Here is an 18,060-nt window from a genome sequence, read left to right as displayed (position 1 = left end):
CGTCTTTTTTTCACAAAATATTCGGTTATCTCCCATAATTCGACAGAACTCGGTCATTATGGTGTGCTACTATTTTACTAGTATTAATTTTGAAATAATTGCAGCTATCCTGTGCTAAACACCATCAGTAACCGGAATGGACGAAACGGTCTTGGGCACATATTGGTGGTGAACGTGTGGATTATCAGTTAGACATACAAACGTTGTTAATAATGCTTATACTCGGAAATGTGTTTATGGTGCTGCTCATTACCGCATATCGTTACCGTTCTCCCCGCGATACAGCAAGCTCTTTGTTTATTATTTCAAAGTGGCTGCAGGCCGCCTGCTGGTTGTTAGTGATGATACGATTCAGCCTTTCCGGGCCGCAGGTTGTTCTGCTGAGCAATGTGCTAATGCTTGGAGGCGGAGGGCTTGAGATTGTCGCCCTGCTGTTGATGGCGGGAGCATTCAACGACAAGGTGAAACGTTACTATGCCGTCGTCACACTACTAAGCGTATTGAGCTATGGGCTCATTTATTTTTTTTACAATTCGGACAATCTCCGCATCGCTTCAGCTTCCCTGGGGGCAGTGCTGTTTATTGCTTTCCCGGCTTACCGCTTTATAGCGAATAAGGGAGATTCGCTGCTTCAGACGGTTATGGGATTGTTTTACGCTGCGGTGGCATCCATCATGCTCGTCCGGGCTTTCGCAGCGCTTTTCTCGGAACGCGAAATGAATATATTCTCACCGGGGCTTGTCCAGCAGCTCTACTATATCGGCATTTTTTTGTCTATGATTCTGGGGATGGCGGGTTTTGTTCTGCTCTCAAGGGAACGGTCGTATGAAGCGCTCCAAAAGATGGCGAATATTGATGAGCTGACCGGAATTCTAAACCGCAGGGCATTTATTGATAAGGCTCAGCTTGCCGCTACAGCCGCAGCCGAGCGGGGAGAGCCGATCTCCTTTCTCTTACTCGACATTGATCATTTCAAGCAGGTTAATGATAATTACGGGCATGTCACCGGAGACTGGGCTCTGCAGAATTTCGCCTCCACCGTGGAGTTTTACTTAGGTCCGGAGGACTTGTTCGGCAGGTACGGAGGCGAAGAATTCGCCGTCCTGCTTCCGGGTGCGGGTGAGGAGGAGAGCGACCGGAAAGCGGAGCAGTTCAGATTAGCGATTATGAGCTCGCGGATTGAAGGCCATCCCCTTAAATATACGGTCAGCATCGGAGTTATTACTGTCATCCCGGACAAGAGCACGCAGCTGGATCAGCTGTATAAGCTCAGTGACGCGGCGCTCTATAAGGCGAAGCAGGGTGGAAGAAACCGGGTAGTACGAAGCCATTGACCGGATTAAAGCGGAGCTGGGCTGCTACGATATTAATCCATAGGTTCCCCGTTTGCCTTAGGCAGGCGAGGGAGCTTTTTTTGCGTCGGCTATTGAAATCTGTTAATTTTGTTAAAATTATTTGAAATATCTTTGAGGTTTTTCTGAAAACATGTCCGTTTTCCTGGCTTTTTATGGAAATAGTGCTATAGTGAATAATGGCAAAATTACTAATCGTTTGCCGTGCTATCTGAATCTTATAAATTATACGTACAAAGGAGATGCACGAAAATGGGTAGAGTTGACGGGAAAGTAGCACTGGTGACAGGCGGAGGACAAGGTATTGGCCGCGCTATTGCGCTTCGGCTCAGTCAAGACGGGTTTGCTGTTGCGGTTGTAGATTTGAATGAGGATAACGCGAAGAAAGTTGCAGGGGAAATTGAATCGGCCGGCGGGCGCTCCCTGGCGCTGAAAGCCGATGTCTCGAATCGGGATCAGGTATTCGCCGCAGTCGATGAAACGGCCGCGAAGCTGGGAGGCTTCGACGTTATTGTCAATAATGCAGGTATTGCGCCTGTAAAAATGCTTGAAGAAGTGACGGTTGAGGATTTGGACAAAGTATTCCACATTAATGTAGCCAGCGTCATCTGGGGAATTCAGGCTGCGACTGCCAAACTGAAGGAACTGGGACATGGCGGCAAAATCGTAAATGCCTCCTCTCAGGCCGGCCATGTCGGCAATGCCAGCCTCAGCGTCTACTCCGCTTCGAAATTTGCGGTTCGTTCGCTGACGCAGACCGCCGCTCAAGAACTTGCGAAATACGGAATCACCGTAAACGCTTATTGCCCCGGCATCGTCCAAACTCCGATGTGGGGTTCCATCGATAAACAAATTACAAGCTCCAAGGGAGAAGCCGAAGGCGAAGCAACCAAGGAGTTCGGCAGCAAAATCACGCTTGGACGCCTGTCGACTCCGGAAGATGTTGCCGCCTTTGTTTCTTTCCTGGCGGGTCCTGATTCCGACTATATGACCGGTCAATCGCCGCTGATTGACGGCGGTATGGTCTTCCTGTAAGAGAGCCATTATACAAATCGAATGAAATTCAATCTTTAGATATTGAGGCTGTCCCGGAAATTCCATTTACGGGGCGGCTTTTCTTTTGGGCGGCTCTTTCAAACTGACGAATACTTTCCTACTGTCTATCATATCTTGTCTTATAGACTTGACAAGGTGAGGTGGACGGATTGAGTAACGGGAGAATGACGTTCCGGTTCGATGCCGGAAAGGACAAGCCGAAGGAGCTTCAGCCGGAACCCGGGCCCGAAGAGACGAAGCAGGAGCAGCGCGCGGAAATATACAGCTTGGACGAGGCTCGGCGAACGGCGGGTGGAGGCCGGCAGGGCAGCGCCGTTGGCCCTACTCCTGCTCAGGCATGGGGCAGAGTGCAGGACCGGGAATATCGGCTGGAGGAGCTGGAACAGGCTTACAATCATAAAAAGAAAATTTCCGGTTCCAGCGCTAATCCGGATAGAAGGATTGACGAAGTCAATTGGGGTGAACAGGGAAGCAGCGTTTCTGGCGATAGATCGAACATTACTGCCATCCGGGACAGAGAGGACATCGAGGGCGTTCCGTACGGGCCGGATGCCGACCCGCTTCCAGAATGGACACCCGGATTGTTAGCCGGGAAAGAACGGGAGACTGACACGGAGCTTTTGCGGGATGCGTTTCTCCGTTCCCAGCCAAGAGAAGACTTGCGGACAGAGCAGACGGAAGAAGAAGAGAGCTATGCCGGCTTCGATTACGGCTCTCCTGCATACACCACAGGCGGCGGCCCGGCTTCTGGCGGCCCCCGCCGGGAATGGCTGGAAGAGCCGGAAGACGCGGGCGGCGGTTACTACACAACACGGCGTACTTCGTCCTGGTGGAAATTCCCGGCTTCAATTGCCGGAGCCATCGGCATCGGTCTGCTGCTGGGCTATGCCGCACTGACTTTTTTCGGCGGGTTAAATGACGGCGGTTCTACGGGCACGGCTTCGCCAGGCGCTGCCTCGCAGCAGAACGCCGCGGGCAATTCGGTGAGCGCTCCGGCGGTTTCGGTACAGGTAGCGCCGCAGAGCTATTACCTGCTCCAATACGGAGTGTTCAGCACGCCGGAAGGAGCGGCTCAGGCGCAGCAGGAGCTGGAGAGCGCCGGGCTTGCCGCAGGGCTGGACTCTGAGGATGGGAACCGGGTGTACGCCGGACTGTCATCCGACCGGGAGCAGGCAAAGCTTCTCGGCAACAGACTGAAGGAGCAGGGCATCGATTTATATGTGAAGGAAGTCTCTCTTCCTTCCGAGAGCCAGCTTGTATTTGGCGGGAATGGCGAGACGGTTACCCGTTATTTTAATACGAGCGGAGAATTGCTGAGCGAGCTCAGCTCCCTCTCCGCCTCGCTGCTCGGCGGCGATACGGCTGCGGATACCGCGAAGGTAAGCGACCTGCATCTGCAGTGGACGGAAGCGGTAAAGGCGCTGGAGGCGGGACTGCCGTCTGAGCCGCAAGCCGCCGCCAAGGAACTGGAGAAATCCGTAAGCCGGGGGGTATCGGCTATGAACGAGTATAGCAAGAGCAAGGCGGACGGCTTGCTGTGGCAAGTACAGGCGGCGATGCTCGATATGCTCAGCGGCCAGAAACGGCTGCTTGCGTCAATGGAACAAGGGTAGCAAGGGTCTGTTGCTATATGAGCGTTGACTCAGGTCCGGCGCGGGGGCGACTCCTCCCGCGCCGGATTTTGCATTGTACTCACCTTATTTTCACCGTATAATGATGGGGATGTCATAGGCGGCGGAGGGAAGATAGTTGATGAAGAAGAGAAATATTGGCATGCTTTTGCTTTACTTGATTCTGGGCTGGCTGGTCGGCGCCTGGGCAGCGAAGCTTCTACAGCCGGTTAAAGCACTGTCCTTCCTGACAAAGTCGACCTTGATCAAATGGTCGCCGCAAGCCGATCTGGACATCATTTCTTATGACGTTACGATTCAACTGAAATTGTGCATGCTAAGCCTGATCGGTATTATTATCGCCGTGTGGCTGTACCGCAGGAATTAAGCATTTAACCATATGGAAAGGAACATTTACAACATGAATGATAACCGCATAACTCCGATTATTCTTGCTTCCGGTTCGCCTCGCCGCCGGGAGCTTTTATCTTTACTGGGACTGCCCTTTGACGTTATCCCAAGCGAGGCCGATGAGAGCTTTCCGGCGGAGTGGGAGCCCGAACAAATTGTAAGCGCGCTTGCCCTGCGCAAAGCGGAAGCCGTTCTTCCGCTTGCTGGTGAACGAAGCAGCGTCATCCTCGGAAGCGATACGATTGTTGTCCTGGAGGGGCGTATTCTCGGCAAACCGGCGGATGAGGAAGAGAGCAGGGAGATGCTAACCGCCCTTCAGGGGCGAAGCCATAAAGTGTATACGGGCGTTGCCTGCATCAAGCTCGGGGATGGCGTGAACGGCGGCATGCTCCGGGAGGGGGAATCGGCAGAAGCGGCTTTGTTGAAAATGGCGGCTTCTGCCTTTAGCGGTACGTGTAAGCCGAGAAGCAGTGAAAATACCAACAGCGATTCGGTGCGGCTCGGCGGCATTGGACGATACATTGTGCTTTCGGAATCGCCAAACGGAGAACCTGCGGTTATGGCCGGCTATACGGAGAGCCGTGTAACCTTCCGGCCGATGTCGGCCCAAGAAATCGACGGCTATATCAAGACAGGTGAACCCATGGATAAAGCTGGAAGCTACGGGATTCAGGGAATAGGTTCGCTTTTTATTGAAAAGATTGAGGGTGACTTTTACAGTATTATGGGACTTCCCTTAAATCTTCTTTACCGGATGTTGTTGGAATTTGGCATCAATCCGTTAAAGGCATAATTGAGAGGGACGTGTAAGCCTTTACAACAACCCGGTTTTTCACAGCATCATAGAAATTTCAAACATCTTTATTCCCCAAAAAAACATTCAACAAAATAGGTTGAAAGATGTGACTGATATACTTTAAGGTTTGGCAGTAAGCTGATTTCATTAATGCCCGTCGCCTTTTATGCTGTGACCAGCACGCCAACCTCCAAAAAGAAACGGAGTTTTTGTGCTGGAGCTTGCGGCGAAAGTGCATCACAGCGGTTCCTTCCACGGTCCGATTTATATTTGTATTGAGCTGGCTTTACCCGTATAATGATTTAGGGTGTAAAATAACTGCGGCGCCTGAAAGGATTTTCGGACGCGTACGCACAACTAATCGATAACTATAACTGTTATACAGCCATATCGCTTATGCGGAGGCTGAAAGGAAGAGATCAGGGATGGAATCGTCAACGTTTATGCTGCGAGACCTTCCCCATGAAGAACGACCAAGAGAGCGCATGATGCAATATGGGGCGGAATCACTCAGCCAGGCTGAACTGCTGGCTATACTGCTGCGAACGGGAACCCGCCAGGAATCGGCGATTCATGTGGCGCAGCGCATATTGGGACAGGTTGGCGGTCTTCGCCGTCTGGCCGACCTTAGCATTGAAGAAATGATGGATATCAAGGGGATCGGTCCCGCCAAAGCGGTGCAGTTAAAGGCCGGGATTGAGCTGGGACGCAGGATGTCGAACTCGCGGCTGGACCAGCCGGTTACGATTCGCAGCCCGCATGATGCGGCGGATATCCTGACCGAGCAGCTTCGCTATTTGCAGAAGGAGCATTTTGTCTGCCTGTTTCTTAATACGAAAAATCACGTGATTGCGCAGGAAACGCTTTCGATGGGCAGCCTTAATGCATCCATCGTTCATCCAAGAGAGGTGTTTCGGGCGGCCATTAAGTGCAGCAGCGCTTCCATTATATGTGCACATAACCATCCCAGCGGGGACCCGACACCGAGTCCGGAGGATATTACCCTGACCCGAAGACTGCTTGAGGCAGGCGAGATTGTCGGAATTGATGTGCTGGACCATTTGATTATCGGCGATGACGGATTTGTAAGCATGAAGGAACAAGGACTTATGTAACATTAAACGACGCACATTGACAGGGAAAGGGAGTTTACAGAATGTTAGGTGGCTTTACAAAAGATTTGGGAATTGACTTAGGAACGGCAAATACACTGGTTTACGTCCGCGGAAAAGGCATTGTGGTAAGAGAGCCTTCCGTCGTCGCGATCCGTACCGATACAAAGACGATTGAAGCTGTAGGCGAATCCGCTAAAAAAATGATCGGCCGTACGCCGGGAAATATCCGGGCTATCCGTCCCATGAAGGATGGGGTTATCGCCGACTTCGATACAACCGCTACAATGATTAAATACTTTATCCGCCAGGCTCAGAAGCAGCGCTCCATGTTCCAGCGCCATCCGAACGTAATGGTATGCGTGCCTTCGGGAATTACCGCCGTGGAGCAGCGGGCCGTCGAGGATGCGACGAAGCAAGCCGGAGCCCGCGAGGCATATATTATCGAGGAACCGTTCGCGGCTGCGATCGGCGCCGACCTGCCGGTATGGGAACCGACGGGCAGCATGGTCGTTGATATCGGCGGCGGCACAACGGAGGTTGCCGTCATTTCGCTGGGCGGCATTGTGACAAGCCGGTCCGTGCGCGTGGCAGGAGACGAAATGGACGAGTCGATTATCCAATACATTAAGCGTCAGTACAACCTCATGATCGGGGAACGCACTGCTGAACAATTGAAGATGGATATTGGCTCCGCACTGCCGCTGGAGAAGGCGGAGACGATGGAAATCCGAGGACGGGATCTTGTAACCGGACTTCCAAAGACACTCAGCATCACATCGGGCGAGATTTCCGAGGCGCTGGCCGATACGGTCAATGCGATTACCGAAGCGGTAAAAGTAACGCTGGAGAAATGTCCGCCTGAGCTTGCTGCCGACATCATGGACCGCGGGATTGTTCTGACCGGCGGTGGGGCGCTGCTTCGTAATTTGGATAAGCTGCTGGCGCGCGAGACCGGAATGCCTGTTATCGTAGCGGAGAATCCGCTCGACTGCGTGGCGATCGGAACCGGTAAAGCGCTGGAAAATATCCATCTGTTCAAGACCCGCAGCAACGCATCCTTTCGGACGAAACGGTAAGTTAATGGGGAGAGACAAGGACTATCGGGAGCTTCTGGAGCGGGAGAGAAAACGGTTGTTAGAGGGTGTTGAAACTGTTTAAGCTGTTAAGCAATAAGCGGCTGTTCATACTGTTGATTACGCTGGTGCTTTTTATTGTGGTCATGGGCTTCTCTCTCGGAACAAGAAAGTCGCTGTCGTGGCCCGAAAATTTCGTTAGAGATACGACCGGTTTTGTGCAGAACGTGTTCTACAAGCCCGCTGGATTCATAGCGGGCTTCTTTGAAGATATCGGCAACCTGAAGGGTTTGGCCGAGGAGAACGAGCGGCTGAAGATCACCGTCGCTCAGTATACCCGGGAAAAAGCGGAGTATAATGCTATCGCGGCCGACAATGAGAAGTATAAGAGGTTGTGGCATTTAACGCAGGCGCAGAGAAATAAATACAATTACGAGTATCATTACGCCCAGGTCGTCAGCCTGACAACGGAGCCGAGTAACAATTCGCTGGTTATTGATTTAGGGGCGCGTGACGGCGTCAAGCCGAATATGTCCGTTATTTCCGAGAAAGGTATGGTCGGCATCATCAGCAAGGTGAGCAACTTTACGTCCACTGTGAAGCTGCTGACTATGATGGACAGCAGCGATCCGAATTCACAGCCGCCCATCGCCGCCACGGCCATCGGCAAAATCGACCAGACGTTTGGCATGGTCGAACGTTACGACCAGCAGACCGGCAGGCTCATTATGACCCGGATTGACGAGAAAGACCCGATCGCCAAATATGACACCGTTATAACGTCCGGACTCGGCGGTCTCTATCCTCGAGGGCTTACAATCGGCACCGTCGAAAGCGTCGCGGATGGGGAGTTCGGGTTAACCAAAACCGCTGTCATTAAGCCTGCGGCCGAATTCGAGGACTGGAAGAACCTGCTAGTCGTTTTCACTCCCCAGGAGGAGCAGTAGTGAACGCGCGCAGGTCGACTCTTATTCTGTTGCTGTTTCTGCTGTTTATTCTTCAGGGGACCGTACTGCCCTGGGTTATACCGGATTCGTGGGAAATGCGGATCGTTCCTAATCTTGTCTTTATTGTTATTTTAATTGTGACCGTTTATCGTCACCGGCATACGGGGCTGGTATTGGGCCTAAGCTTCGGCATGCTGCAAGATATCATATTTTACGGAAGAATTATCGGAGCCCATTCCTTTGCTATGGGGGTGTCAGCCTATTTGATCGGCTTGATCTTCCAGACACCGCGGGCTCCGCTGCCGCTTATGATGACGATTGTGCTTCTGGGAAGCTGGCTCGAAGACAGCATCTTGTTCGGCATTTACAGCATATTCAAGCTGAACCGCGATCCATACAATTGGGCGCTGCTTAACTATATGCTGCCCACCATGCTTATTCATTTTGTCCTTGGACTTCTGCTGTACATTCCCGTTCGGCGTCAGCTTGAGAAGCTGGAGAACGTGACGCGCAAGGAAGAGAAGGAGTAGGGCTTGGCTCAATTTCTATCGAATCAAGCAGGAACTTCAGGGCCTTGGCACGAATGAATGAGAATGGGGGGAGGGGCAAATGACAGTAATATCCAAGCATGTACGGATAAAAGGCATCAAGGACGGCCTGGTCTTCCTGCTAGATGACAAATGTCCCTTTGAAGAGCTGCTTGACGAGCTTCGCTACAAGCTGGAGCACAGCCATCAAAATATTTTGACCGGACCGATCGTGCATGTGGATGTCAAGCTTGGCAGCCGTTCGGTAACAGAGGAAGAAAAGGAAGCGGTGCTGGAGATATTGCGCAAACCGGGCAATCTGCTGATCCGTTCGATCGAGGCGCAGAATGCCCCGAAACCGGAGAGCGGAAGTTCGATGTTCGTGATGAGCGGCATCCTTAGGTCCGGCCAGGTGCTGCATCATAAGGGAGATCTGCTCTTTCTCGGAGACGTGAATCCCGGCGGCACGATTACCTGCACCGGAGATATTTTTATTCTCGGGGCGCTGAGAGGCATGGCTCACGCGGGAGTGGAGGGCAATGAAGAAGCGGTTATCGCGGCTTCCGTAATGGCTCCAACCCAGCTTCGCATAGCCGAGATCATCAGCCGGCCCCCGGACGAATGGGAAACCCGGGAGAGCAGCATGGAATTTGCTTTTTTGTCGGAAGGTGCTATGAAAATCGACAAAATCCACAACCTCGTCAAGCTGCGTCGGGATTTAAATGTGTTTAAAGGGGTGTAGCCTCATGGGAGAAGCGATTGTTGTTACCTCCGGCAAAGGCGGCGTGGGCAAGACGACCACAACGGCCAATATTGGAACCGCGCTTGCGCTGCAGGGGAAAAAAGTATGTCTCGTTGATACCGATATCGGGCTGCGAAATCTGGACGTGGTTATGGGTCTTGAGAACCGAATCATATATGATTTGGTGGATGTCGCCGAAGGACGCTGCAGGCTTGGCCAGGCATTGGTCAAAGACAAGCGGTTTGAAGAGCTGTATATGCTCCCGGCCGCGCAGACAAAGGACAAAACTTCAGTTACCCCCGAGCAGGTCAGAGATATCGTATTGGAACTGAAGAAGGAATATGAATATATTCTGATCGATTGTCCGGCAGGAATTGAGCACGGCTTCCGCAACGCGGTAGCCGGCGCGGATAAGGCGATTGTCGTAACAACGCCTGAACATGCAGCCGTGCGCGACGCCGACCGGGTGATCGGGCTGCTCGAGCAGTCCGATGTGGAATCGCCCAAGCTGGTCATTAACCGCATCCGGCCTGGACTCATCAAATCCGGCGATATGCTGGATGTCGAGGATATTCTGCAGGTGCTCAATATCGACCTGATCGGGATTGTACCGGATGACGAACTCGTGATTAAGGCAGCTAATATGGGAGAGCCAACGGTCATGAATCCGGATTCGGATGCCGCCATCGCCTACCGCAATATTGCCCGCCGCATCTTGGGCGACGCTGTGCCTCTGATGCAGCTTGACCGCAAGCCGGGCGCATTCAAAAAGTTGAAGAAATTTTTCGGTATCGGTTAAAGGCATACACCTGAGGCTGCCGAAAAAACAAGCCCCGGACACCACGTTCATTAGTGGTTGTCCGGGGCTGTTTGTTCTGCCCAGGCGTGGAAGAAGCACTTCGCGCATGCTGGAGTGGAACCGCCAACAGTATGATTCCCCCGGGCCCCCGAGCCCCCGAGCCCCCGAGCAGAAGGGCTGCCATCCGCACCGCGCCGAAGGCAGCAGCGAGGCGCTGCCTGGAGCCTAGCGTCGGTAGTCACCGCCCTGAACGAATTGTCTGGTCTGTTGCGTCGTTTCCCATAAGATAGCCGCTCCGTTCCTCCTCGGAAGGCTTGTTCTAAAATCGCTGTATTCCTTCATAGGATGATACTAAACAAGCCCGCCGGAGGGATCGATATGGGTCACAAAACAATCGCAGGGAATCACCGCAAGCAGCCTATCCGCAATCTGCTGGAAGAAAAACCGGATTTCGCCAAACCGCCGCGATTCAGCAAGCCGGGTGACGGCAGTGCGGAAGATTGGCATAAATACCTGAATGGGAACGACGCCGAGCCCGACCCGGAAAAACTGTGGAAAGAGCGGCACCGCAACTGGGACGGGGAAGGAGAACGGGAACGGCAGAAGCCGCGATTCCTGTCAGGCTTTATTCGGCGCACAATGATCAGCGGGCTTCTGTTCGGAGCGGTATGGGGAATCTTTACGGTGCAGCAGCCATGGGCTTATCGCGCGCAAAATTTCATAACCGGCGTATTAAGCAAAGATATGGACTTTACTGCTGCCCGTGTGTGGTATGAACGGTATTTTGACGGAGCTCCTGCATTTATCCCGATTTTCGGGGATGGTGAGGAGACAACGCGGAAAGTCTCGGCGCTTCATAAGCTGTCTTCCCCTATAGCAGGAAGCATTGTAAGGCCATTTGCCTCTACGCTAAAAGGCGTAGAAATTATGCCTGCGGTTGATGAAGCCGGAAGTGCGGTGGTAAAAAGCATAGATATGGGAAGGGTGCTCTCCGTTTCACGTGAAGCGGAAGGAGGCATCCGTGTAACCGTTCAGCATAGCGGAGGAATTACCGCCGAATACGGACATTTATACGGCACGAAGCTGAAAGCGGACGACTGGGTGCAGAGCGGCGATACCGTCGGATGGATGGAGGAAACGAACGCATCTTCTCCGAAGCTGCTCTATTTTGCGGTGATGCGTGACAAGGCTTATATCGATCCGGCGGAAGAGATCGGTTTTGATTAGGGTCTGGGGCATTTCCTTTTTCATGCACCCGCTGTTTGTCATCATTATGCTGCTTTCCGTGCTTACCGGACAATTTCTCGAATTGCTGACGCTCTTTGCCATTGTCCTCGTTCACGAGCTGGGACATGTCTGGGCGGCACTCCTGGCCGGGGCCACCGTCAAATCGGTGCAGCTGCTCCCGTTCGGAGGAGTCGCAGTCATTGAGGACAATGGAAAGCTGACCGCATACCGCGAAATCGGAATTGCGCTAGCGGGACCGCTGCAGAACGTTCTGATGATTGCGTTCGCGGCCGCTTTTAAAGAAGCAGGCTGGGGTGGCGAAGCCTATATGACTTATCTCATCCAAGCCAATCTCATTATCGCCCTATTTAATATGCTGCCTATTTTACCGCTTGATGGAGGGAGAATCGTACAAGCTGCCCTAAGCCTTCAGGCGCCGTATTACTCGACTCTGCTGTGGTGCGGAAGAATCAGCATTGCGGCAAGCGCCTTGACCGCTGTGTATGCTCTGTTGCCGCTGGGAAGCGGCGGCGGACTTCGGCTTAATTTGCTGATGATCGCCGCATTTCTGCTGTATTCCAATATAACGGATCATCGAAATCTTCCTTACCGGTTTTTGGCTTTTCTTATGAACCGGGGGGCTATATATGAACAACATATGGACAAAGGCACACCTGCACTCCCAATTGTTGCGCCTCTTGCGAAACCTTTGGATGACATTCTGCGTCTATTTAAACGGCACCAGTATCATTTGATCTATGTGCTTGACGCCGAAGGAGGCGTGATGGCGGTCGTACCGGAGCAGCGCTTGCTCTCGTCCTATTTTGGGATTTGAAGCAAGTGTTTTCGGCGCTCTCCGCCAATCCGCCCTAGGGAAATCGGGATATTTTTGAAATATGGAATAGAGAAAGCTTCGCGCTTATCCATAGTTTCACATTTTTACGAGAAACGGTTGCAGTCCTTAAATGGACAGCGGAGCCGTTCTTCTTATGTAACTAGAGGTGACGCCATGAAACAAATGATCGTTCACTGCTCGCAGCATATGACCAGGATGGCCCTTCTGGAGAAGGGAAGGCTGGTGGAATATGCGGCTGAGCGGGAGGAGCAGCAGGGACTGGTCGGCAGCTATTACAAGGGACGGGTAATGAATGTGCTGCCTGGAATGCAGGCCGCTTTTGTCGATATCGGGCAGAAAAAAAATGCCTTTCTATATGTAGATGATGTACTGCATCCGCATCTGGAGAAACAGCCTAAAGTAAAGCCATCGATTGATACGCTGCTAAAGCCCGGACAGGAAATTATTGTTCAGGTTAGAAGAGAACCTAGAGGAAACAAGGGAGCGCGGGTTACGACACACTACACGCTCCCCGGACGCTGGATGGTATATATGCCGTTTGCGGAATACGTCGGGGTTTCCAAAAAGATCGGGCGCGAATCCGAGCGGAACCGGCTGAAGGCGCTGGCCGAACGCCTGCGGAAGAATGAAGAAGGTCTGATTATGCGCACCGTGTCCGAGGACGAGCTCTCCGTAGCGGTGGAAGGAGATTTGGCTCTTCTGCGGGCACAGTGGGAGAGGATCATGCGCCGCGCCCAAAAGGCGGAGGCGCCGGCGCTGCTGCACCGCGATCTCAGCATCGTACAAAGATTCATCCGTGACACGTTCGATCCCCGGCTGGACGAGCTTCGGATAGATTCTCCGCAGGCCGTCAAAGAGGCCGAGGCATTCTTAAGTGAGATGGCTCCGGAAGGATACAAGCCGGTGGAGCTGTATACCGGAATCGAGCCGATTTTTGCCGCATACGGGGTGGTAGAGCAGCTCGTGCGCGGATTCAGCCGCAAAATCACGCTCGAAGGTGGAGGAACGCTTATCTGGGATGAGGCGGAAGCGCTCACCGTAATTGATGTCAACACGGCTCAATATACGGGCGGCGCGTCGCTGGAGGAGACGGTTACGCGCACTAATCTTCTCGCTGCGGAAGAGATCGGGCGTCTGATCCGGCTTCGGGATACCGGCGGCATTATCATCATCGATTTCATTGACATGGAACGGGAAGAGCATCGCAAAATGGTGGTGGCCCGGCTTGAAAGCATCGTCAGCGGCGACCGGACGAAGACTTATATTTTGGGCTGGACCCGGCTGGGACTGCTTGAGATGACGCGAAAAAAAGTGAGGCATGACGTCATGGAATTCTCCACACGTTCATGTGAATGCTGCGGAGGCACCGGTCGAACGCCGATTTGGAATCAGGAATGGGAATAACCGGTATCGCATTCTTGGAAAATATTTATATGCAGCATTAGCGTTGACTATTACAAGTCTCCATGCTATCATCTATAAGTATGTGTCTGGTTTATTCAATTGCCTGCACATGCTGTAACCGCTCCGATCGGGTAATCAAGCGCGATTCCATAAGGGAGAGCCACCTGGACCAGGCGAGTCTGAGACATGAGGAGGTGCAAAACCAATGTATGCAATTATCGAAACTGGCGGCAAGCAATACAAAGTTCAAGAGGGCGACGTATTGTTCATCGAGAAGCTGAACGCGGAAGACGGAGCAAGCGTAACGTTTGACCGTGTCCTGGCTGTATCGAACGAAGGCGGTCTGACGGCGGGAACTCCGCTCGTAAGCGGCGCTTCCGTAACGGCGAAGGTTGAGAAGCATGGTAAAGGTCAGAAGGTTGTCGTTTACAAATACAAACCGAAGAAGAACTACCATAAGAAGCAAGGCCATCGTCAACCTTACACGAAAGTAACGATCGAGAAGATTCAAGCGTAAGAAGGTGCGTTAATGATTAACGTGCGGATTACGAGGTCTTCCTCTCAGGGCGTCATCGTCGGTTTTGCCGTAAAAGGCCATGCCGAGTATGACAAAAGGGGCAGAGATATCGTATGTGCCGGTGTTTCGACTGTAACGGTCGGTACTGTCAACGCGATTGAAGCCTTAACCGGAGTCGTGCTGGATTCGTCCATGAAGGACGGGTTTCTCAGCGGGACGCTGTTGCCGATTGAAGACCCCGAAACTGCTGCCAAAGTGCAGCTGCTTCTGGAATCCATGGTCGTTATGCTCAATACGATTGCAGAGTCGTACGGTAAGTATATTCAGATACAGGAAGTCATTATTTGAAGAAGGAGGTAGACAGCATGTTGAAATTGGATCTTCAATTGTTCGCATCGAAAAAAGGTGTAGGTTCCACAAAGAACGGACGCGATAGCCACGCGAAACGTCTTGGTGTGAAACGCGCCGATGGCCAAGCCGTAACAGGCGGAAGCATTCTGGTGCGTCAACGCGGAACGAAAATCCACCCGGGCACGAACGTAGGCATCGGCAAAGACGATACTTTGTTCGCCAAAGTGGACGGCGTTGTGAAGTTCGAACGTCTGGGCCGCGATCGCAAGAAAGTGAGCGTCTACCCGGTAGACGTCGCTCCGGTAGCGGCGGCTCTGGAAGCGTAAGCTTACGGACTATAATTGCTAGTAAAGCCTCCGGCATGAACGCCGGGGGTTTTTTTGCTGGAGAGGAAAATTCTTGCCGCGTCTTAATGAATCCGGGGGAATTCCTATGGTATACTTGGTAAACAAGAACGGGTCTGATTGCGGTAGAGCGCTAAGAATTCGCGAACGTAAGGGACGGGGAAGATCGTATGAAATCCTGGAAAAGCGCAGTAGGAGTGTCGGTCTTATCGATAGCGTTTCCCTTGGGGGCCGCATGCGTATGGCCGACGCTTTGGACATGCCTTCTGCTTGGCTTGTGGGCCGCAGCGGCAGCTTTATTCAGCGTCCTGGCGGTCCGCCGCCATTATGAACGGGAACTGCGGAAGCAAGAACGGATCCTGCAGCAGACGGCGATCCGGACGCTTAATCATCACCGCCATGACTGGATGAATGATCTCCAGGTATTGTACGGCTATATTCAACTGGGCAAGCCTGATAAATCGGTACAGTGTGTGGAAAGAATAAAAGGGCGCATCGAGCTGGACAGCCGGATATCCAAGCTTGGTATACCTTCGCTGGTCTTCTATCTTCAATCCTTCCGCACCGTGGGCGGCAGCCTGCAATTGGATATTGAAGTGGAAGAAGGATTGCATCTCGGAGATAGGCTGACACCCGAGGCTGGAGATGAGCTGACCTCGGTGATTATGCAGACGGTCAGAGCCTGCCAATTTGGAGGGTTCGCTGCCCAGGGCGAGACCCGTTCGCTGATCCTTTCCTTTAAGAAGGATAAGGGGGACGTTGTCATTGCATTCGGCGGCAACAGCGATGGCTTGCGCGGAGGAACGGAGTTGTTCCGGGAACAGATATTCAATATCGTGCAGGGCAAAATTGTAACAGCGGAGCAGCTGACGCCCCATAAGGCGGATTTCCAGCTGCGCCTGCCGATGGGAATGTGAAGGAAGGTGAGACATCCATGTTTGTAGATAAAGCGAAAATATTTGTAAAAGGCGGCGACGGCGGTGACGGTCTGGTGGCGTTCCGCCGCGAGAAATATGTGCCGGAGGGCGGTCCGGCCGGCGGCGACGGCGGCAAGGGCGGCGACGTCATTTTCCGCGTGGACGAAGGGCTGCGTACCCTGATGGATTTCCGGTATCAGCGGCATTTCAAGGCCCAGCGCGGGGAAAAGGGACGCAATAAGAGCCAGCACGGCGCGGGAGCCGACGATATGATCGTTCGTATTCCGCCGGGAACGGTGCTCATTGACGATGACAGCGGCGAGATCATCGCCGACATGACGCGTCACGGCCAGGAAGTAATTGTGGCCCGGGGCGGCCGGGGTGGCCGGGGCAACATTCGCTTCGCAACGCCGAATAACCCTGCTCCCGAGCTTGCCGAGAATGGGGAGGAAGGTCAGGAACGCTACGTTGTGCTTGAGCTTAAAGTAATGGCGGATGTAGGGCTTGTCGGCTTTCCGAGCGTTGGCAAATCCACTTTGCTGTCCGTCGTTTCGGCTGCCAAGCCTAAGATCGGAGCGTACCATTTTACTACCATTACACCGAATCTCGGCGTCGTGGACGTAGGTGACGGCCGCAGCTTTGTTATGGCCGACCTTCCCGGACTGATCGAGGGCGCTCATGAGGGCATTGGGCTAGGGCATGAATTTCTGCGCCACATCGAACGCACGCGCATCATCATTCACGTTGTCGATATGGCCGGCTCCGAAGGCCGTGACCCGTTCGAGGACTGGGTGAAGATCAACGAAGAGCTGAAGCAATACAACACAGACCTTGCCGGTCGTCCGCAGATTGTGGCTGCCAATAAGATGGACATGGAGGAAGCGGAGGCGAACCTGGCTTCTTTCCGGGAGCGCGCCGGCAGTCTTCAGCCCGATCTGGAGATCCTGCCCATCTCGTCGCTGACCCGCAAAGGCGTTCAAGAGCTGCTTTACCGCGCCGCAGATTTGCTCGATTCCATTCCGCAGGCTCCGGCCGTGGAGGAAGTGGCAGAGAGCGGTGAGCATAAAGTATATAAGCTTGAGGCAAAGGATGATGACTCGTTTACGATTACCCGTGATAACGAAGCTTTTGTCGTCAGCAGTCCGAAGATTGAGCGGATGCTCAAACGGATGCAGCTTAATTCGCATGATGCGATTCTGAAGCTGGCGCGGACGCTGCGGCATATGGGTGTAGATGAGGAACTCCGCAAGCGCGGCGCGGTGGAAGGTACTATCGTTCGAATCGCTGATTTCGAATTCGAGTTTGTCGAGAGCAGCAGCTACTATTGAACAAGTGAATAACGGGCCGAAAGCAGGCGCAGGCATGGTTTCTTCGTACAAGGAGAACCGTGACGGCGCCTTTTTTCTTGCACTTTTTTCAATAGGTGAGTCGTATATGGAAGTTGTTCCTATGCTGCTGCTGAATCGGAAGTTGAATTTCAGAGTACAACGGTTTTGTGAAAAGTATTGCAATTCTTTCTGAATAACTTTATAATGTCCACTATGTAAAAACAAAAGTCTTTGAGGAGAGGACGTTTGTGAAAGAACGTTATTATTTGGTTCGTGAAGATATTTTGCCCGAGGCGGTACTGAAGACGATGCAGGTCAAGCAGTTGCTGGAAGCCGGCGATGCCAAGACGGTTCATGAGGGCGTGGAGCAGGTGGGGCTGAGCCGGAGCGCTTTTTACAAATACAAGGACGGCATCCATCTGATCCATCAGCTGGAAAGGGAGCGCATCGTAACGATATCGATGGATCTTGAACACGAGTCGGGCATGCTGTCCAAAGTGCTCGGAGCCGTAGCGGGGCATGGAGCCAATGTGCTGACCATTCATCAGAGCATTCCGCTTCAAGGGTGGGCGAACGTTGTCCTTTCCATTGAGATCACCCACATAAACGATGAACTGGGAGATATGCTGGATAGCCTGAAAGGGATGCCCGGCGTCAAGCGCGCTTTAATTGTGGGGCAAGGTTAGAA

General features: G+C 52.8%; 20 protein-coding genes and 1 other annotated feature. All 20 genes read left to right on the top strand.

Annotated features, from left to right (window positions below; genetic code table 11):
* Window positions 1-176 precede the first annotated feature (176 nt).
* Window positions 177-1,334, top strand: coding sequence for a GGDEF domain-containing protein (locus PDUR_RS20015; protein WP_042207888.1), 1,158 nt, complete (start codon window positions 177-179; stop codon window positions 1,332-1,334).
* Window positions 1,335-1,604: 270 nt separating this feature from the next.
* Window positions 1,605-2,387 carry a (S)-acetoin forming diacetyl reductase gene (locus PDUR_RS20010; protein WP_042207887.1) on the top strand — a complete coding sequence of 261 codons (783 nt, stop codon included), beginning with the start codon at window positions 1,605-1,607 and terminating at the stop codon, window positions 2,385-2,387.
* 170 nt (window positions 2,388-2,557) lie between these two features.
* Window positions 2,558-4,021, top strand: a complete 1,464-nt coding sequence (locus PDUR_RS27460; RefSeq protein WP_156130530.1) for an SPOR domain-containing protein — start codon at window positions 2,558-2,560, stop codon at window positions 4,019-4,021.
* A gap of 139 nt (window positions 4,022-4,160) precedes the next feature.
* Window positions 4,161-4,406, top strand: a complete 246-nt coding sequence (locus PDUR_RS20000; RefSeq protein ID WP_042207886.1) for a DUF4321 domain-containing protein — start codon at window positions 4,161-4,163, stop codon at window positions 4,404-4,406.
* A 33-nt stretch (window positions 4,407-4,439) separates the two neighbouring features.
* Window positions 4,440-5,222 carry a Maf family protein gene (locus PDUR_RS19995; RefSeq protein ID WP_042207885.1) on the top strand — a complete coding sequence of 261 codons (783 nt, stop codon included), beginning with the start codon at window positions 4,440-4,442 and terminating at the stop codon, window positions 5,220-5,222.
* Window positions 5,223-5,650: 428 nt separating this feature from the next.
* Window positions 5,651-6,340: a RadC family protein gene (gene radC, locus PDUR_RS19990; protein ID WP_042207884.1), complete on the top strand. Its 690-nt coding sequence runs from the start codon at window positions 5,651-5,653 to the stop codon at window positions 6,338-6,340.
* Between the two features lie 41 nt (window positions 6,341-6,381).
* Window positions 6,382-7,416, top strand: a complete 1,035-nt coding sequence (locus PDUR_RS19985) for a rod shape-determining protein (RefSeq protein WP_042207883.1) — start codon at window positions 6,382-6,384, stop codon at window positions 7,414-7,416.
* 65 nt (window positions 7,417-7,481) lie between these two features.
* Window positions 7,482-8,360: a rod shape-determining protein MreC gene (mreC, locus tag PDUR_RS19980; RefSeq protein WP_042207882.1), complete on the top strand. Its 879-nt coding sequence runs from the start codon at window positions 7,482-7,484 to the stop codon at window positions 8,358-8,360.
* A complete protein-coding gene (gene mreD / locus PDUR_RS19975) occupies window positions 8,360-8,890 on the top strand; it encodes a rod shape-determining protein MreD (protein ID WP_042207881.1) in 531 nt (176 codons plus the stop codon). The genes mreC and mreD overlap by 1 nt, the downstream gene beginning before the upstream one ends.
* Window positions 8,891-8,969: 79 nt before the next feature.
* The gene (gene minC / locus PDUR_RS19970) at window positions 8,970-9,629 is read left to right on the top strand and encodes a septum site-determining protein MinC (RefSeq protein WP_042207880.1); all 660 of its coding nucleotides are present in this window, start codon (window positions 8,970-8,972) and stop codon (window positions 9,627-9,629) included.
* A 4-nt stretch (window positions 9,630-9,633) separates the two neighbouring features.
* Complete coding sequence (minD, locus tag PDUR_RS19965; RefSeq protein ID WP_042207878.1) at window positions 9,634-10,428, top strand: septum site-determining protein MinD; 795 nt, start codon at window positions 9,634-9,636, stop codon at window positions 10,426-10,428.
* Between the two features lie 378 nt (window positions 10,429-10,806).
* Window positions 10,807-11,655: a M23 family metallopeptidase gene (locus PDUR_RS19960; RefSeq protein ID WP_042207877.1), complete on the top strand. Its 849-nt coding sequence runs from the start codon at window positions 10,807-10,809 to the stop codon at window positions 11,653-11,655.
* A complete protein-coding gene (locus tag PDUR_RS19955; RefSeq protein WP_042207876.1) occupies window positions 11,648-12,490 on the top strand; it encodes a M50 family metallopeptidase in 843 nt (280 codons plus the stop codon). Before PDUR_RS19960 ends, PDUR_RS19955 begins: the two co-directional genes overlap by 8 nt.
* 174 nt (window positions 12,491-12,664) lie before the next feature.
* Window positions 12,665-13,915, top strand: coding sequence for an Rne/Rng family ribonuclease (locus PDUR_RS19950; RefSeq protein ID WP_042207875.1), 1,251 nt, complete (start codon window positions 12,665-12,667; stop codon window positions 13,913-13,915).
* 106 nt (window positions 13,916-14,021) lie between these two features.
* Window positions 14,022-14,106: a sequence feature (ribosomal protein L21 leader region), on the top strand.
* 14 nt (window positions 14,107-14,120) lie between these two features.
* The gene (gene rplU / locus PDUR_RS19945) at window positions 14,121-14,432 is read left to right on the top strand and encodes a 50S ribosomal protein L21 (protein WP_036603262.1); all 312 of its coding nucleotides are present in this window, start codon (window positions 14,121-14,123) and stop codon (window positions 14,430-14,432) included.
* A gap of 12 nt (window positions 14,433-14,444) precedes the next feature.
* Window positions 14,445-14,780 carry a ribosomal-processing cysteine protease Prp gene (locus tag PDUR_RS19940; RefSeq protein WP_042207874.1) on the top strand — a complete coding sequence of 112 codons (336 nt, stop codon included), beginning with the start codon at window positions 14,445-14,447 and terminating at the stop codon, window positions 14,778-14,780.
* 17 nt (window positions 14,781-14,797) lie between these two features.
* Complete coding sequence (gene rpmA, locus PDUR_RS19935) at window positions 14,798-15,109, top strand: 50S ribosomal protein L27 (protein ID WP_025688063.1); 312 nt, start codon at window positions 14,798-14,800, stop codon at window positions 15,107-15,109.
* Window positions 15,110-15,297: 188 nt separating this feature from the next.
* Window positions 15,298-16,044 (top strand): Spo0B domain-containing protein, encoded by a 747-nt coding sequence (locus PDUR_RS28240; protein WP_042207873.1) that lies wholly within the window; start codon window positions 15,298-15,300, stop codon window positions 16,042-16,044.
* Window positions 16,045-16,061: 17 nt separating this feature from the next.
* Window positions 16,062-17,372 (top strand): GTPase ObgE, encoded by a 1,311-nt coding sequence (gene obgE / locus PDUR_RS19925; RefSeq protein ID WP_042207872.1) that lies wholly within the window; start codon window positions 16,062-16,064, stop codon window positions 17,370-17,372.
* 248 nt (window positions 17,373-17,620) lie between these two features.
* A complete protein-coding gene (locus tag PDUR_RS19920) occupies window positions 17,621-18,058 on the top strand; it encodes an ACT domain-containing protein (RefSeq protein WP_036600762.1) in 438 nt (145 codons plus the stop codon).
* Window positions 18,059-18,060: the final 2 nt, after the last annotated feature.

It is taken from the genome of Paenibacillus durus (assembly GCF_000756615.1).
Taxonomy (GTDB): domain Bacteria; phylum Bacillota; class Bacilli; order Paenibacillales; family Paenibacillaceae; genus Paenibacillus_AQ; species Paenibacillus_AQ durus.
The sequence above is the reverse complement of the archived record's forward strand: the minus strand, read 5'-3'. Positions and strand labels throughout refer to the sequence as shown.

What these genes read in the sequence shown, in the direction of transcription:
- PDUR_RS28240 (WP_042207873.1), top strand. Translation starts at nt 15,298, where the DNA reads ATGAAATCCTGGAAAAGCGCAGTAGGAGTGTCGGTCTTATCGATAGCG.
- PDUR_RS19960 (WP_042207877.1), top strand. Translation starts at nt 10,807, where the DNA reads ATGGGTCACAAAACAATCGCAGGGAATCACCGCAAGCAGCCTATCCGC.
- PDUR_RS19940 (WP_042207874.1), top strand. Translation starts at nt 14,445, where the DNA reads ATGATTAACGTGCGGATTACGAGGTCTTCCTCTCAGGGCGTCATCGTC.
- obgE (WP_042207872.1), top strand. Translation starts at nt 16,062, where the DNA reads ATGTTTGTAGATAAAGCGAAAATATTTGTAAAAGGCGGCGACGGCGGT.
- minD (WP_042207878.1), top strand. Translation starts at nt 9,634, where the DNA reads ATGGGAGAAGCGATTGTTGTTACCTCCGGCAAAGGCGGCGTGGGCAAG.
- PDUR_RS19995 (WP_042207885.1), top strand. Translation starts at nt 4,440, where the DNA reads ATGAATGATAACCGCATAACTCCGATTATTCTTGCTTCCGGTTCGCCT.
- rplU (WP_036603262.1), top strand. Translation starts at nt 14,121, where the DNA reads ATGTATGCAATTATCGAAACTGGCGGCAAGCAATACAAAGTTCAAGAG.
- radC (WP_042207884.1), top strand. Translation starts at nt 5,651, where the DNA reads ATGGAATCGTCAACGTTTATGCTGCGAGACCTTCCCCATGAAGAACGA.
- PDUR_RS20010 (WP_042207887.1), top strand. Translation starts at nt 1,605, where the DNA reads ATGGGTAGAGTTGACGGGAAAGTAGCACTGGTGACAGGCGGAGGACAA.
- rpmA (WP_025688063.1), top strand. Translation starts at nt 14,798, where the DNA reads ATGTTGAAATTGGATCTTCAATTGTTCGCATCGAAAAAAGGTGTAGGT.
- minC (WP_042207880.1), top strand. Translation starts at nt 8,970, where the DNA reads ATGACAGTAATATCCAAGCATGTACGGATAAAAGGCATCAAGGACGGC.
- PDUR_RS19985 (WP_042207883.1), top strand. Translation starts at nt 6,382, where the DNA reads ATGTTAGGTGGCTTTACAAAAGATTTGGGAATTGACTTAGGAACGGCA.
- PDUR_RS20000 (WP_042207886.1), top strand. Translation starts at nt 4,161, where the DNA reads ATGAAGAAGAGAAATATTGGCATGCTTTTGCTTTACTTGATTCTGGGC.
- PDUR_RS19950 (WP_042207875.1), top strand. Translation starts at nt 12,665, where the DNA reads ATGAAACAAATGATCGTTCACTGCTCGCAGCATATGACCAGGATGGCC.